13 protein-coding genes are annotated in these 15,182 nt (G+C 50.8%); 5 read left to right on the top strand and 8 right to left on the bottom strand.

Going from position 1 to position 15,182, the window contains the following annotated elements:
• Positions 1-46 precede the first annotated feature (46 nt).
• The 3 genes from ACR0EO_RS19315 to ACR0EO_RS19305 form a co-directional block, all read right to left on the bottom strand.
• A complete protein-coding gene (locus ACR0EO_RS19315) occupies positions 47-3,745 on the bottom strand; it encodes a class I adenylate-forming enzyme family protein (RefSeq protein WP_480692444.1) in 3,699 nt (1,232 codons plus the stop codon).
• Positions 3,746-4,011: 266 nt separating this feature from the next.
• Positions 4,012-5,097 carry a polyamine ABC transporter substrate-binding protein gene (locus ACR0EO_RS19310; protein ID WP_480692443.1) on the bottom strand — a complete coding sequence of 362 codons (1,086 nt, stop codon included), beginning with the start codon at positions 5,095-5,097 and terminating at the stop codon, positions 4,012-4,014.
• A gap of 270 nt (positions 5,098-5,367) precedes the next feature.
• Positions 5,368-6,030 (bottom strand): glutathione S-transferase family protein, encoded by a 663-nt coding sequence (locus tag ACR0EO_RS19305; protein WP_480692442.1) that lies wholly within the window; start codon positions 6,028-6,030, stop codon positions 5,368-5,370.
• 114 nt (positions 6,031-6,144) lie between these two features.
• Here ACR0EO_RS19305 and ACR0EO_RS19300 point away from each other — a divergent pair, with 114 nt between their 5' ends.
• Positions 6,145-6,756 (top strand): TetR/AcrR family transcriptional regulator, encoded by a 612-nt coding sequence (locus ACR0EO_RS19300; RefSeq protein ID WP_480692441.1) that lies wholly within the window; start codon positions 6,145-6,147, stop codon positions 6,754-6,756.
• A 52-nt stretch (positions 6,757-6,808) separates the two neighbouring features.
• Here ACR0EO_RS19300 and ACR0EO_RS19295 read toward each other — a convergent pair whose 3' ends face one another.
• From ACR0EO_RS19295 to ACR0EO_RS19285, 3 genes are all read right to left on the bottom strand, one after another.
• A complete protein-coding gene (locus ACR0EO_RS19295; protein ID WP_480692440.1) occupies positions 6,809-7,315 on the bottom strand; it encodes a DUF2165 family protein in 507 nt (168 codons plus the stop codon).
• A 69-nt stretch (positions 7,316-7,384) separates the two neighbouring features.
• Positions 7,385-8,632, bottom strand: coding sequence for an MFS transporter (locus tag ACR0EO_RS19290; protein WP_480692439.1), 1,248 nt, complete (start codon positions 8,630-8,632; stop codon positions 7,385-7,387).
• Between the two features lie 334 nt (positions 8,633-8,966).
• On the bottom strand, positions 8,967-9,947 hold the full coding sequence (locus ACR0EO_RS19285; protein ID WP_480692438.1) for a sterol desaturase family protein: 981 nt from the start codon (positions 9,945-9,947) through the stop codon (positions 8,967-8,969).
• Between the two features lie 105 nt (positions 9,948-10,052).
• On the opposite strand from ACR0EO_RS19285, the gene ACR0EO_RS19280 reads away from it, so the two are divergent.
• Positions 10,053-10,979 carry a LysR family transcriptional regulator gene (locus ACR0EO_RS19280; protein WP_480692437.1) on the top strand — a complete coding sequence of 309 codons (927 nt, stop codon included), beginning with the start codon at positions 10,053-10,055 and terminating at the stop codon, positions 10,977-10,979.
• Between the two features lie 77 nt (positions 10,980-11,056).
• Here ACR0EO_RS19280 and ACR0EO_RS19275 read toward each other — a convergent pair whose 3' ends face one another.
• A complete protein-coding gene (locus tag ACR0EO_RS19275) occupies positions 11,057-11,767 on the bottom strand; it encodes a hypothetical protein (protein WP_480692436.1) in 711 nt (236 codons plus the stop codon).
• A gap of 415 nt (positions 11,768-12,182) precedes the next feature.
• On the opposite strand from ACR0EO_RS19275, the gene ACR0EO_RS19270 reads away from it, so the two are divergent.
• From ACR0EO_RS19270 to ACR0EO_RS19260, 3 genes are read left to right on the top strand one after another with little or no spacing between them, the layout of a single operon-like run.
• On the top strand, positions 12,183-12,695 hold the full coding sequence (locus ACR0EO_RS19270) for a hypothetical protein (RefSeq protein ID WP_480692435.1): 513 nt from the start codon (positions 12,183-12,185) through the stop codon (positions 12,693-12,695).
• Complete coding sequence (locus tag ACR0EO_RS19265; protein WP_480692434.1) at positions 12,685-13,338, top strand: hypothetical protein; 654 nt, start codon at positions 12,685-12,687, stop codon at positions 13,336-13,338. Before ACR0EO_RS19270 ends, ACR0EO_RS19265 begins: the two co-directional genes overlap by 11 nt.
• 14 nt (positions 13,339-13,352) lie before the next feature.
• A complete protein-coding gene (locus tag ACR0EO_RS19260; RefSeq protein WP_480692433.1) occupies positions 13,353-13,889 on the top strand; it encodes a hypothetical protein in 537 nt (178 codons plus the stop codon).
• Positions 13,890-13,997: 108 nt separating this feature from the next.
• Here ACR0EO_RS19260 and ACR0EO_RS19255 read toward each other — a convergent pair whose 3' ends face one another.
• Positions 13,998-14,984 carry a helix-turn-helix domain-containing protein gene (locus ACR0EO_RS19255; RefSeq protein ID WP_480692432.1) on the bottom strand — a complete coding sequence of 329 codons (987 nt, stop codon included), beginning with the start codon at positions 14,982-14,984 and terminating at the stop codon, positions 13,998-14,000.
• Positions 14,985-15,182 lie beyond the last annotated feature (198 nt).

The raw sequence follows: 15,182 nt of genomic DNA, 5'->3' as shown, positions 1-15,182 counted from the left end.
GGTACGGGATAACAGCCCCAGCACTTCCAATAAACAGAGCGCCGGTTCAGGCGCTCTGGGTTTTAACTTGGACCTGAGCACTCAAAGCTGACCCGGATTGCAGCTCATTTGCGAGCTCACGCCAAGTTGCCGTTCCTTGATGATCAAAAACGCTTGCTGGCGGAATTTTACCAAACTTCTCCTCAATGCTCAGCATAAGTATCAAGCTAAGGATGGAGTCCAGATATGGGTGCGTGCTGTCGGGATCAAATCTTGCCAACGGCACTAACCCCTCATGATCTGCGAAACTTCGAAGCACCTCAAGCATTGGGGACAATGGTTCTTTCCCGAGAGTTGCGGTCTCGGGGACTTCAGTCGGCAATTCAGATGTGACGCCGCCCCCATCCTCCAATAGCGATCGAAGCCTTTTACGATCTAGTTTTCCACTTGGCAGACGCGGTAGCTCCTCAGTGTGGAGATATCGTGCAGGGGCGGCGGCGGGAAAAAAGCTTTCGGCAATTGCTTGCCGCATTTCGTTCTCCAGAGCGTCGACATCCTTGCGTTTGCTTTCGACGGCAAGGGCGACCACATCTGCATCACGAATACGCGCAACCGTGGCAAACGCTCGTTCAACACCCGCCACGTTTTCTGCCACGTCGGTTACGCCTATTAGTGACAGTCTACGTCCACGGATATTAACGACATCATCAACTCTGCCCAGTACATCCAAACTACCGTCTGGCAGAACTGTCACCCAATCATCGAGAAGAATAGGATCCGAGAGCGGATCAAAAGCCTGCCCACCTGCTTGCAGGTTCTTAAAGTCGCCCAGCGTTCGGTCGTATCCAACGGCTTTGATCCGGCCAATCTCACCGGGTTGCAAGCCTTCACCTTCCGCGTTGACCGCCTTTGCACCGGGCAAGAGCATTCCACCCGGAGAACCTTGATACTTGGCAAAGTCTTCGGCGGGGAGCTTTCCATGAGAAACTTCAATAAATTCCGAAGCACCATAGGTCGCGTTTATTTCAGCGTCAGTAAACCGCTTCTCGATATCCTTGATAAGCCGCGCGCGACTTGGCTCTCCCCAAGGGTAAAAAACCCTTAATCCTGGCAAGGACTTTGGTGAGAAATCGGGATTTTGCAACATACCATGCAAGACACTGCATGGTGCGGATAAGGCTGTCACAGACGTCGCGGCCATTAGATCGCAAAGCTGTTTCAAATCAGAAAAACCGCCCTTTGGCGGCAAGACAATCGAATGGCCTCCCACAAATGCCGGTAGTGTTTCCAGCGCAGTCGCTGTGTCCCAACGCACGATTGTCAGCAAGGTTTGCGGCTGATCATAATCGAAGACCCGCATTCGCGAAGCCATTCCAGCCGCCAGAACCACGCCTTTGGGTTCTCCCGAGCTACCAGACGTATAAACGACGTATGCAGGGCGACGAAGATCTAGAGGTGGCAAAGCCGGCGCTTTGGGAAAACTCTCAAGGAGAAAGTCTAGGGCAGCTACGTCACAATCGTCATCGATGATCAGAGCGTTCACATTCTCCAACTCTGGGTATGCGGAAATCAAACGACTCCACGCCGAAAACGTGACTAGAACCAAATCAGGATCGAACGCTTTCAGCCGTTCGGCTAGTTGTTCGTCCGTGTCCTCTGGCAATCCGATGCACAGCAAGCTTCCGGCCGCGGTTGAAGCCAGTTGCGTAACAATGGCTGCTGGGCTAGCCGGAAGCAGGCACAAGACCCGATGCTGGTCCCCAAATTCACGATCACTGTTTGTGTGACACGGAGCCGTATCTTGAAAGTGCAATAGCATGCTGGACATACGCAAACACAGACTTGCCAAAATCCCATACGTGATAGACGAAGATGCCATTCGTATCGCGATGTGATCCGGTTCGTGGCCCGAAAGCCAACTCAGCTTGCTTTGGCGTACCGTTTCAGCTTGCACCCAAGATTCCAGATCAACCAATTCGCGCTTTGGCATTGCTCCGCCATACGCGGCAACCAAATGCCGCTGCACAGGCATTTTCTGCTTCAAAACAAAACTGCGGCAAGCGCGCGCCAACTGCTGGGTAAGCCACAATCGCTGCACCAGGTTTGAGCCTAAACGAGGCGGTGATCTAAGTGGGGCGATGTCGATGACAGGTGTTCCGTCATCCTCAACCCATGTAGCAGCAAAGCAGAGGTCCACACCGCTGGAAATTGCAAGTTGCGCGGGAAACCCGGGCAGCTTGCCCGGCCGCAAAAGCCACGGCACCAACAGTCTACGACCCGGCGCTCTCTCCCCGTCAAAGTAGATTTGCAGAACCGAACCAGTGCGCAAATAGTCCAAATACCGGCTTGAATAGGAATTGCGTTTTGACACCCATCGACCCGATAAGGTGATGTCGAAACCCTTTTTCCGCGCCGCGGACAAAAAGTTCGAGGGTTCAACAGGATCGCCCTCTTCTGGAGCAATCGTCACAAGTGTTTGAACTGGCTTCCCCATTCCAGCCAGCGCAACCTGCAAGCGTCTGGAAGCAAAAGCCAGGTTCTGAGAGTGAGGGGAAAAAACTACGATCCCGTTTGAGTTTCCGGCCTCGTTCTCCAACCAAGCCTTCGCCCGACTTGTAAGCGCCGAGGCAACGCCGTGGACCACCCCTTTGGACGAGGACGTATAGTCATGATCTGCTTCAAATGCGGTGGGCATTGATTCCGGGCCAACCACTCGCACACCCTGCGCTTTTGCCAAGTCAATCAGAGGATCATTTCCAAACAATGCCCTACCGGTCGTAAGACGCAACAGGCTATCGAACAGTTGCCGCTTAGAACTCTTCTTCTTTGGCGGTGATATTCGACCCGACATCGCGCGAATGAGCGAAACTGCAACGTGGTAGGTGTGCCCCTGTGAGATTGCCTCTTCCAGTGCGTTGGCCAGATGCTTTTCATCGACCCAATGCCAGTGCGAAAAGATCACGAAACGCGCCATTGGCGCCAAGGGTAACACCGAAGCAATCAACTGGGGCTTGTAGCTGGCGTCGAGAGCATTGTTCAAAAAGTTTGCCAAGGATAAGGCACGCTCTGGGTCAATTGAGACATCCGAAAGCAAAGTCTCAATATCTGCAGTGCTCCCATTTCCATCAGTTAAGAGGGCACTAATCACTTCTTGGTTTGCGGTTCGCCAACCTGTTTCAAATAGGTGCTCGGAACCGAGTGAAATGGACAGAGCTTCGCTTAGGCGACCTGCTACTCTCTGGCCGCATTCCGAAATGGGCGGCCCAAACTCCTGCCGGGCTAACCGTTTATGGAGCAGTTTGAAATTACCGCGAAGTTCGGCTCTATTTTTCACTAACAGCTCACGTGCGCTGTCAAACGCACGCAGGCTGATAAGGCTCCGAATTCTCTGCGCGATGCGTTCAGCTCCATCGCCCGGAGTGCCGGATATTGCCTGGTTCACTTCAAGGGCATACGTTTTTTCTAAGGCGACTGTCGCATCATCGATTGCCTGCAACAGTTTCCTTTGGGGGGTTTTCGCGAGTTCCACATCCTGAAGTGATTTCAGAACAACCCTGCCCAGCTTTTTGCGCCGCGTTATGCCAAACAGGTAAAACAGCCACCCAACTGCGCAAATCTGATTTTGTCTTACCTGATAAGCAAAATCGGGATTCGAGTGATCCGAGTTTGGATATTCTGGCGCAGTCGCTGCCTGACGTTCCAAACCCTCGGAAATAGCGCTCAGGATTTTCTCTAATTTAATCGCACTGCTTTCAACTGGCGCCATCTGATTTTTCCCGACACAATATCCCGAGGTTCGCCGCGACCGTTCTCTCGGGCCTTAGCTTTCGCATTAAGGCCGAGATTTTTTCACTCACCAGCCGGGCTCAAGCACAAAACAAACGCTGATTGCGGTTTACCCGATCTTAGATACCCGCCGAGATTTCCTGCGATATATGTTGGGGCAAACTGAAAAGCTATGCCCTGCCCCAACAAATTGCCTGCACAGATTCAGGGTCACGCAAGAACAGAGTTCCCGCTAAAAATAGCGAACTACAGTCCGGATTTAACCCGCGTCCACATACGGGTTACGAAACGTTGTGTATCAGCATCCCAAGGGTTTTTCATATACAGGTTCTTCATACCCTCTTCCGAAGGATAAAGAGCCGGATCATTCGCAATCTCCTCTTTCAGGAACTCTTGCGACGCAAGGTTCCCATTTGCATACCAAACATAGTTTGAGATCGCGGCCGCGTTTTCTGGCTCCATCAGGAAGTTGATAAACTTGTGGGCCAGTTCCGGGTTCGGTGCATCTGCGGGGATCGCTATCTGATCGAACCACATACCCGAACCTTCTCTGAAGGCACTGTACTCTATTTCGACCCCATTCCCTGCTTCTGCCGCACGGCTTCGTGCTTGCAAGCCGTCGCCCGACCAAGCCAGTGATACGCAAACTTCACCGGTGGCGAGGTCCGAGATATATCCTGTCGAGTTAAACTTTCTCACATAAGGGCGAACTGCCGTGAGAACCGGCTCAGCTTTTGCAATAACATTCGGATCACGCGAGTTCGGATCCTCGCCGATATAGGTCAGCGCCGCGGGCACAAGCTCGGAAGGTGCATCCAGAAAGTTCACGCCACAATCAGCCAGCTTCGAAACGTATTCCGGGTTGAATATCAACTCCATCGTGTCCAGCGGGATTTCATCGCCAAGCGCCTCGCGAACCTTTCCGACGTTCACGGCAATACCCGTGGATCCCCACATATAGTTCACTGAGTAGCTGTTTTCCGGATCGAATGTCGCGGTCCGCTGCTCGATAGCATCCCAAAGGTGAACTGCATTCGGCAGCTGGCTTTTGTCGAGCGGCTGAAAAACACCGGCTTCAATCTGGCGTTGTAAAAACGTACCCGAGGGGAAAACGACATCATAACCGGAGTTGCCCGCAAGCATTTTCGTTTCCAGCAGGTCGTTGGAGTCGAAGTTATCATAAACCACTTCGATCCCAGTTTCGGTTGTGAATTTTTCCAGCAAAGATTCGTCGATATAGTCCGCCCAGTTATAAACATAGACCTTTTCGCCAGCGTGTAGCGCTGTTGTCAGGAACAAGGTCATCGACGCTGCCGTCAAAATTGATTTCATTGTGTGCTCCTAGGGCTTTGAAACACAGTCCCGGTGGGCCATGAAAGACGCGTTCCAATCGTCTTATGTTCATGGGCTTGGTTGAACAAGTCTGAAACGAGAACCAGGCTTTCGCGAATGGGTGTCGTAAGTTTTCGAACAGGAGTCAAAACACGCCCTGCTTGTATCAGAGCAGAGCGTGTTGAGTGAGTGGTGGTGGTGTTTTTTCGGCGCTACGAAGGTAAGAGGCTTCGTCGCCGAGTGGTTTCGTAAATCGGCTAAGGATTTTCTTTAGCCAACCTTAGCTGGCAGCGGTTCAAACATCTGTTGGCTGGATAGGCGCGCACTCATGCTGTCATGCCAACGCTTTACGTTTTCGAGGTCGGGCCGCGAGAGCCACGGCACGACATGACCCATAGTCGAAAGGAAGCCATTCAGAAGTATGTCTGCCATCGACAATTGGTTGCCGCCGATAAACGCTCGCCCTTCCAAATCTGCATTCAGCCGCTCTAACCCGAGCTCTGCCTGCACTTTCATCCAGCCTTGCGCTTCGGTCGCGGGGACACGATTGCCTTGATAGAATTGAATTGCCATTTCAGTTCCACGCCACCAGGTGACGATGGGATAGGCAACTTCAAGGTACATACGGCGCGTCCACATATTCGTGACCGCGCGCTCTTCGGAAGTGGTACCAAATAGGGATATGCCGCCTTCTGCGACTTCATCGAGGTAAGCGCAGATTGCAGTAATCTCAGTGATTACTGTGCCGTCGTCCAAGCGAAGCGCTGGCACTTCCCCACGCGAGTTGACTGTGTTCATGTACTCGGGCTGGCGGTTCGCCAAACCAGCAAGGTCAATATGTTCGACGTCCATGGAAATGCCGCCGCGCTCCAGAATGAACTGGCGTACGACTACCGGATTGGGGCCGGGAGAGTTAGCGTCATAGAGCAACATTCGAGGGGTCTTTCGTAAGGATGCTGTGTAAACGATATCGTATACCTAGAGTGAGTCGAGACGCGTGTAAACGGTAATGTTTACTCCCTTCGGAAATTTTTTTAATCTGGCCACATGAGTACAAAACGCGAAGATATCCTGACCGCCTCGTTGATCGTTTTTCAGGAAGAAGGCTTAAAGGGCGCCCGAATGGAGCGAATTGCCGAAGAGGCTCGTGTCTCCAAGCGCACCCTCTATAAGTACTTCGAAAGCAAGGATGCCTTGTTTCAGGCCATTGCGGGATCGGTTATCGAAACGCTTTCCGGAATGAACATGCCGACGTACAATTCTGGCTCTCCGATCGAGGCACAACTGCTCGAAGCAGTACGCCAGTATTTTGCACAGGTGACAGAGCCGCATTTTTTAAGTTGCTCACGTGTCCTCATGGCTGAACTTATGCGCAATCCGCACTTCGCCGAAGAGTTCAACGCAACCTTTCAGGACATTGACGCGCCGCTCAGTCAGTTCGTCGCAAGCGCAATGAAAGCGGGCCATCTTGTACGATTGAATCCGGACGAGGCGACTGTTCGACTGCTCTCGCTCTTCAAAATAGCCGTTTATCTTCCTTCGCTTGTGCATGACACTGCAGCTATGACCTCTGTTCACAAAGAAGAAATCGCCAAAGAGTGTGTAAGAACTTTTCTTGACCGTTACTCCAGCAAAGATCACGAAGCACTGGCATCGTGACCCAGCCAAATACTACGCCATTTGAGCAAGTCATAGACGAACGCGACCAGTTTTACTGCACACCTGTTTCCCCATCTTCTACATGCAGTATGTAAATGCCCGACAGGACTATAGTCATGTAGTAAATGAAAACAGTCTGCTGCGCGTTGTAGGTAGGTGACCTCCACATTTGGAACCATTCACCTGCAATTGCCATAAAGCCAAATAGCCACAGTAAAATTGCCCCTGTGAGCCCTATAACGAACGGCGTCTTGGCCGCACGAAATGCAGACGCTGAACCTTTCAACCGAGAGGCCATCATCATTCCTGAAAGTAAGAACAACGAGGCCTGAATTGCTTCGGCCAGAATAATGGCCGCGTAGGCGAGATGGTGAAGGCTGGGGTTCTTGACCGCTCTCCAATAGACGTTGGGATCACCCTGAACGGCCTCCATAGTCATCACCTTTTGCACAAACGACCAGTTTGTTTCGTAATCCGTAATATTTCCAAAGACGACCAAAAGCACCCAAACGCCAAGGATCATAGCCAATACAGCTTTTGACAATCGAACCCAAAGCATCCTGGTCACTCCAATTTATAGACTTTATCTCGCACTGCTATTCATCGACCGCACCCAATAAGACAGAGTTCATTTACCCTTTGTATCGAGGGCCTGCACACCCGGATGCCGAAACAGTCTTGCCATCGCAAGTAACGCCAAGACGCAACAGATGATGGCGATGATAAACGGCATTCTCAAGTTTATGGCCATCAGGGAACCACTTAAGGCCGTTATGGTTCCTGAGCCTAAAGCGTAAATCGCCACTGTTACTCCCATTACCCAGCCTTGCTCGGATGCTCCGACGCTACCTGAGAACAAGGACAGCATCGTAGGATACATGATCGCAAATGCGACCGTTATCGGAACGATCAGCACGTATGAAAAATCGGCCACAGGGTTGAGCATAAAAGCCAATATACCCAGGCCCATAGCTGCTATGGATAGATATAGAATAGGAAATTTCTTGTAACGTTCGTGAAGGGGCGCAGTTAGGTAAGCACTTCCAAATGCCATGGACGCACCGAATACGGCCAAGGCCATGCTGTTTTGCAGTGTGTCAAACTTGAATCGGGTCAGAAGATAGGTGTCGATAAAAAAGAAAAAAGCGTTCAGGCACATAAGCGAGAACAACATCACCACGGAAAGCCTAAGGACAACCGGATGCGAAAAGACCTTCCACAAATTTAAAACAACGTCCAAAAGCCCAAAATCAATTTTCCGCTTTTTGAAACCGGGCTCTGAGAAGAAGAGCAGTATCAATGTCATATTGATCAGAATAAGGCCGATGGCGACATAGAATGGCAGTTCCAGAGATGCGAACGAACCCATCAAATTCTGATCGCTCAGCAATCCTGAAATCAATGGGCCACCGAGCAAACCCAGCGCAGACGCCGCGACAATCATCCCAAGGTTTTTGGACTTTTCGTGATCGTCATGACTGATGTCGATCAAAGCGGCTTGGGCGATGGGTTGATTGGCTGTAGTAAATCCTGAAATGGCTCGCCCCAACAGCAACAGCCAATAGCTGGCTGTCATGATCGCAGCGACTGTCAGAACATATCCAATCAATGCGCCTGTCAGACAGATCATTATTCCTTGTTTTCTTCCGATGTAGTCCGAGACCTTGGCAATGAATGCCGCGCCAAAGAAATAGAACAGGAAGAAGACTGCAATCAGAATTGTGTAGTCAAACTGACGGGCGTGCGCTGACGTATCTTTTGGAAGGAACGTCTGTTGTGGATCTAGCAAAATCGTATTGAAGATTGGCAGGATCAGACCAAAACCCATCACATCAATGAATACGACCAGCAAAAGTGACAATCGCGAAAGATTCATAACCAATTCCTCGACACATTCTTTGAACGGTCCAACCTGAGAAACTCATTTCTTGAAAATCAAGTCGTCAAAAACTCGCAATAAAGGCCAATAGTTATCGCAGTGACGAGTGTAGTGATCGTGCAGCATTGTGTCCAATTAGGTCAAACGACACCTACTTTGTTGCCATTGGTGTCTTGGTACCAAAGAAGAAAGCCCCGCTGCGGATCGCAAAATCCATTTCTGACCTTTCAAGCGAGGCACGTTGACTTTGGCCAGCACTTACATTGCGACAGAGGCATCAGCGTCTACCTTAAGTTTGCAGAAGATCTTTGCTCGCCACAGCAGGCAACACCTAACCACCCATCATGCGTTTGCGCCGCTCTTTCATGCGTTCGTTGGCCTCATTCGTTCCGTCATGGAATGACCCAAAGAACTTGTCCCAAGGTATCTCCAACGAGCCATAGTTACACTCAAAGTACCGATGATGCATTTGGTGATGGAACGTCCCCAGCGCCAGCCTGTTCTTGTCTTTGACCAACAATCCCTCGAAACCGGTATGAGTAGTTGCTGCAGTAAGCGCGTAATATTGCAGGTGAAATAAGATATGCACGGGATTTGCAGGAACAACAAAGTGTATCAGCACGGATCCTAAAAAGATCACATGTTCTACCGGATGCATGGACATGCCGGACCATGGTCCAACGTTTATGTTTCGATGATGCAGGGCGTGCACATGTTTGTAAAAGAACGGTATGTGCAGAAAGCGATGAATCCAATAGAAGTAGAAGCTTTCCCAAATTGGGATCAGCAGGAACATGGCGATGAACCAGATCGGGTGCGCCGCGAATGTAAACATGGGGGCGTAGCCGTTTGCCAATGCCCAGAACATCAACACCTCATAGGCCGTCCAGACGGTCACACCACTGGCTAGGGTCCAAAACATGTTGTCTCGGATCTGGCCTCCCAACGTAAACTGACGACCGTTCTTCATGAGCGGGCGCGGATCGTAGCGCAGCTTTTTGCCTTGCTTGGTGAATGTATAGAAATACAAGTGCAGTCCGCCTGCCACGGCGGTCATCAGAACCAAGTTTCGGATATACATCTCGGCTATCCAGCCGAATGCAAAGGTTTTGCTTTCTTCCAAAGGGGGTTGAAACCAGTAGAAAGACGCAAGGGCGATCCCGACAATGATCAGTTTCTCAGTGATTAGAAACCACGAATTCCAGACCCACATAATCATGTCCGAAGGACGAAGAGGCCAGCGGAAAAAAGGTGACACTTTGAGCGGGACAGCCGGAACGTGATTCCAGCCTTTGAGGGGCGCTTTGTCCATCTGTTGGGCCTGAATGTTGGGAACGTTTCACCTAGATTGACAGAACTCCATACATGTGAAAAACAGTTTTATTGCTCCTAATAGATCTGTTTTTCCGAGGTAGTGATGACTGTATCTCTTAGATCAATGCAGTATTTCACAACCGCCCTGCGGCACGGCAGCATTGCGAAAGCAGCGGATGAGCTCAACATAGCGGCTTCTGCCGTGGCTGCGGCCATTGATCAGGTCGAGGAAGAATTCGATCTCACCTTGGTTACTCGGCAAAGGTCGCGCGGGATCGAGGCCAATTCTAGCGGTCGCCTAATTGCTCAGAAATTCGAGCGTATATTGGAAGACTATCGCTCCGTTCTGGCTGAGGGCGCTGACCTCAAGTCCGCACTCAGCGGTTCTTTGCGGATCGGATATTATGCACCCATTGCTCCGGCCTTCTTGCCACCAATCCTTTCATCATTTGTCCCCAAGGATAGCGATGTCGCTCTTCATTTGGACGAAGCCGATAATGACAGTGTGCAAGAGGGGCTGCTCAACGGCACATATGATGCAATTCTGTTTGTTAGTGAGGGCGCCCGGCCGGCCGTAGATTTTGACGTTCTGATAGAAGCTCCTCCCTACTTTCTTGTTCCCGAAGGGCATCCCCTTGCCAAGCAAACTGCTGTAAGTATGGCACAAATCGCGAAAGAGCCGTTGGTGGTACTAAATCGGCCCGTCGCGACCTCTTACTATCAGAAGCTCTTCGACGCGCACGATCAGAACGTCTCAATCGCGGCCTACGCAAACTCAACTGAGATGGTCCGAAGCCTTGTCAGCGCAAGCCATGGATGCGCTGTTCTGAACATGCAGCCTATGACGCAGCTAAGTTACTGCGGAGCCAAAACGGTGGCCTTGCCAATTTCGGACCCACTGCCGCATTTGACCTTGTCAGTCGGCTACAACAAATCCCGGCCTCGCCGATTGGTCCAGCATTTCGTAGATACATGTCGGACGTATTTTGCAGAACAGGGCGCAAGGCGATGTATCGTAGAGCCAAACTAGGCCGACAAGGGTGCCAAAAAAACGCGTTTGACCTCATTCCGTGACCTGTGGGTTCTAGAGGGCCAAAGCAAAATGACTCATTGGTATTCAACAAACCTTTTGCGCCAGTACTCTGTTGCAGCAATTGAGGAACGGATAGACCGAAGATCAGTGACATCCACATTCCTCGCAGCCATCAAATGTGGAATGAGCGCAAGATTCTCAAACCCCGCGATGACCCCGAAGTGAACAAGATGCGGATAAAGGGCATCCTCCGCCGCGCTTAGAACTTCTTCGTCATCAAAACCGTGTTCTTCAAAGGTTTTTGCATTCTCTGAGAACGACGCGGAGCGCGCATAGGCGGTCCAAGGCGCGACAAGCGACGACAAATGACGCGGCCTATCGATGAAAAAATCTATGAGTGTCGAGTGAACACATTTTGCGTCTGCAAATACTTGCTTCGGAACGACTGCGTCTTGCAGGATAACTCGGCTCCAGGGGTCTTCGATGAATTCGGCTCCCCTGCTCATGGCCCTGCGCGCTATTGCGACCACTGGGCCGGTCAACCACCCACTAACAGCTTCTGTCCACCCCGTCGCTGGCAGATCCAGGCGATCAGCCAACTCAGCCACAGACACGCAAGTGCGCCATTCCTCTGGAGATACGACGTTGTTGAGGTAGCACCCTTCTTCCCGCGCCGCAAAAATCTCTCGGGTATCTTTGTTTTCCAACAAAGCATGAATTGCTTCATGAAAGATCGGCAGAGCAACCTTGTTTTCTCTTTGCCAATCAGCGGATCGAAACTTCAATGCGACGCTCCCTGTGGAATTTACCCCAATAAACCTTGTCCGACTAAACACCTGCCAAGTTTACGCATCTAGTGCCTTCTTTGGATTTCTTGTTCTGATTGACCTTTGCAGCAACAAGCACATCCACCTAGATTCAGCTCACACACGCTAAAACATCGCCCATATTCAAAAACCTTCGCAAAAGCGTTTATTAACAGAGTGATGCAGAAGACACTGCCTCTAAACGTCAGGGCGAATGCAAGTTTAATCCTGTTGCGCTCCACGCCGCGTTCTTCTTTTAGTTGTAGAGATTAGATTAGCAACAATGGATTTGGTTTAAAGAATGGCAAAGGCGTATGTTGCGCTCACTCTTAGCACCTCATTTCCGAACGCGTTCGATTTCAGGTTATTGCAGAACAGTGAACACGGCCGTTCCATGGCTGAGATTGGCGAAGCGATGCTAAGGGGCAAAGCGGTAGACCTAAAAGATTTGCCTATGCGTCTTGAACTCAATGAATGTCCGCTTCCACAACCTTTGCCGAGAATTTTCACGAAAGACGGTTTCCTGATCGTTGCTCCCGATGTTGCCGAGGTCATCTCGAAATTCGATCTTGGTTCTGGCCATATTTGGCCCTTGGAATACCTTGGGTCGGGCGAATGCGCTTACTTCGCAGTCTACATCGGCGGAGGAAAATCGAGCTGGCTCCAGGAGAAGTCCACGGCAAAGATGCCATCGCATCGGGGCAAATTCCGAATAGATTCGATTTCGCTAAAACGCGGGTTGGGCACAGTGGTTCTTAGCCCTGAAGCGCTTGAAGGAGCCGATCTATGGGTCGAGCCTCCTCATTCCACAGAACTCGCGTTTTTCTCAGAGGGATTGGCCGAGGCGTTGATGGATTTACACCTTGCGGATGGGTTTCCACTTTGGGAGTGCAAGATTGACGACTGACGTGGTTTGGCTGAGCAATGTCTACCGCAATTCTTCTGCAGAGCGCGGGTATAGGCCTGTTGGATATCCGGACGTTGTGAACCCGCCCCTCGACAATGAAATTGGTATTGCCTTTCGGTCTGTGATAGCCCGGCAGAAGAAACATTTGCCCATTGAGGACCATGAATTTCCAGAGCAACTCTATGCTGTAAAACGATGGGCCGATCACAAACGACCCAAACGCCACATCATGAGTGCCGGAGGCGCGCTGGTCGTGTCTTCCACCTCTGCAAAAGTTCTGCGCGACCATGATTTGGGTGCAACAAGACTCGTGTCAGTCGATCTTCTTCACCCGGACCAGATGGCAAAACAGGAAGACGATTGGTTTTATCTCGTTTTGGGGGATGGAAAGCCTTGCTTCAGGGCAGATATCTCAAAAGGTGTAATCCCTCTTGGCGACCCGCCATCATTTTTTATGGTCAATAACGCAGATCATGTCAGCGACGGGGATCTGACATTCTCAAAAGACGCCCTGGCTGGCCCAGATATTTGGTTCGATCCGGCGATTGTTGGAGCTCCGATCCTAAGTGATCGTCTATCCAATGCGCTCAAGACTGCAAAGGTAGCGCAGCACTGGGATCTATTGAAATGCGAAGTGATTTAGCAAGGAGACTTACGGTGTTCTGGAGACGAAAAAAAACTGGGTTTTCAGCTGATGGCCCGCGACTAGACCTGGACTTGCCCGAAGGTGATTGGACCGCATCGACTTTGGCTTTTCATAAACGCGTGAACCAACTTGTTTCGGTCATCATGGCCGATGATGAATCTGTGCTCGACCCCCTCCCAATCATTGATCCCGGACCATTGACCTTCAAACAGAATTGGGTCGATCGAGAAGACGAGGAACTCGGGGTACATTTCTATACAGATGTTGAGGGCCAACACGATTTTTTGCTTCGGTTTGCTTATGCAACTTGGAAACAGGCGTCCGAACAAGATCGTCATGCTTACGCCGAGTTCTATGAAGCATGGATATCAAAACACATGAAAGCCGGGCTTATGCGCCGCTTTGAAGATCAGGAAGGCGTGCATGATTGTTGGAAGGTTGGGCCGGATGATGTGATCCGCGTCGGTCTCTATGGAGTTGACGAAGAGTTGTATTTCTCAGCCACGAGGGCGTGGGTCTACAGTGGCTACAAGAACGAATTCAAGTGAGCAAAAGGCAAATCGGCCATTTAAACAACTTGCAAACGCTGACCCTCTGAATCGATTTTCAAATGAGACAATGCCATTTCTTATGGCAAGTTACCCGTTCCGATTCAGTCAGCTCTGTCCAAGAAACCGCCGATTTCTTACCTGTTCAGGCCTTGAATTATAGTGTCTGACAAATGCGCGCGACATTGCGGCTCGGGAGGAAAACCCGGTCGCAGATGCTATCTCCACTAGCGGCATGTCGGTGTGTTCCAGCAAACTGCTAACCCTTTCCAAGCGGAGCTCTTTGTATGTCTCAAGGAGTTTCGTGCCGGTTTTACAAAGAAATCTCCGTTGGAGCTGACGTATTGATGTTCCAACCAAATCTGACAGGTCAGAAATTCTCAACGGGTCTTCGATGTGTTCCAACATCGTTTCTACTGTAAGACTAACCAAGCTGTCGCCGTTGGCCCTGCGAATTAACCGATTTGCTACCTGGCTCTCCGGTGTTTGTCCCGGCTCTTCGAGCCCGACATATCTTCGCAACGTGTCTGCAAGATGTGCACCATGGTCCATCGTCACAAACTCTGCCAACAATCGAAGCGCACTGATCCGAGTATTGGCACTGTGCGTGCGACCACTATCGGAAAAATGGATTGCACGGCCGCAATTTTTTATTCCACGTTCCCGGGCTGCTGCTTCAAAGCTTGAGTGAACTGCAGCGACCTCGCCATCTGAGCTGCCAAATTGGGCCAATAGCATTACAGCACCGCCAACAAAGAAGGACCGGGGCGACAGGTTTACCACCTGAGCGACCCAAGACTTTTCGGCACCTATCAGGTTCCAGGTGTTTTCGAAGTCTCCCCAAAAAATTGCAGTTCGCCCAGCCCAATAGAGGGGTCCGCCAACTGGGTCTTCCACTGGCACACGGAAACTGACAACGTATCTGGTTTTCTCAACCAGATTGTTCAAAGCGCGATAGAATTCTACGATTGTTTGAGCGGATGCTTCTTCGTCACTCCGAGCCAAAATGACATCGATATAGTGAACCCGCTCAGACACTGTTGCAGCTGCCTTGGCGGCGATGGAGCGATCAGTTTTGACGACGTAGTGTTTCATTTTCGATTCACCAACATTGGTTTGATCAGCGCCGAATACGGTACTCCCAATTGCCATTGGACAGCCCACGCAGCATTCACTGCGAGGGCCTATCTTTTCGAACCTGTTTTACTCTGCGGCTTCTTCGTATTCGGACATTGGTGGGCATGTGCAGATTAGGTTTCTGTCGCCGTATGCGTTGTCGACGCGGTTGACGGG

Source organism: Ruegeria sp. BE9, from assembly GCF_056538765.1.
The sequence above is the reverse complement of the archived record's forward strand: the minus strand, read 5'-3'. Positions and strand labels throughout refer to the sequence as shown.

Bases quoted from the DNA above. Each gene is read 5' to 3' on its own strand.
- ACR0EO_RS19290 (WP_480692439.1), bottom strand. From the start codon at position 8,632: ATGAATCTTTCGCGATTGTCACTTTTGCTGGTCGTATTCATTGATGTG.
- ACR0EO_RS19270 (WP_480692435.1), top strand. From the start codon at position 12,183: ATGGCTGAGATTGGCGAAGCGATGCTAAGGGGCAAAGCGGTAGACCTA.
- ACR0EO_RS19315 (WP_480692444.1), bottom strand. From the start codon at position 3,745: ATGGCGCCAGTTGAAAGCAGTGCGATTAAATTAGAGAAAATCCTGAGC.
- ACR0EO_RS19280 (WP_480692437.1), top strand. From the start codon at position 10,053: ATGACTGTATCTCTTAGATCAATGCAGTATTTCACAACCGCCCTGCGG.
- ACR0EO_RS19295 (WP_480692440.1), bottom strand. From the start codon at position 7,315: ATGCTTTGGGTTCGATTGTCAAAAGCTGTATTGGCTATGATCCTTGGC.
- ACR0EO_RS19305 (WP_480692442.1), bottom strand. From the start codon at position 6,030: ATGTTGCTCTATGACGCTAACTCTCCCGGCCCCAATCCGGTAGTCGTA.
- ACR0EO_RS19255 (WP_480692432.1), bottom strand. From the start codon at position 14,984: ATGAAACACTACGTCGTCAAAACTGATCGCTCCATCGCCGCCAAGGCA.
- ACR0EO_RS19300 (WP_480692441.1), top strand. From the start codon at position 6,145: ATGAGTACAAAACGCGAAGATATCCTGACCGCCTCGTTGATCGTTTTT.
- ACR0EO_RS19310 (WP_480692443.1), bottom strand. From the start codon at position 5,097: ATGAAATCAATTTTGACGGCAGCGTCGATGACCTTGTTCCTGACAACA.
- ACR0EO_RS19285 (WP_480692438.1), bottom strand. From the start codon at position 9,947: ATGGACAAAGCGCCCCTCAAAGGCTGGAATCACGTTCCGGCTGTCCCG.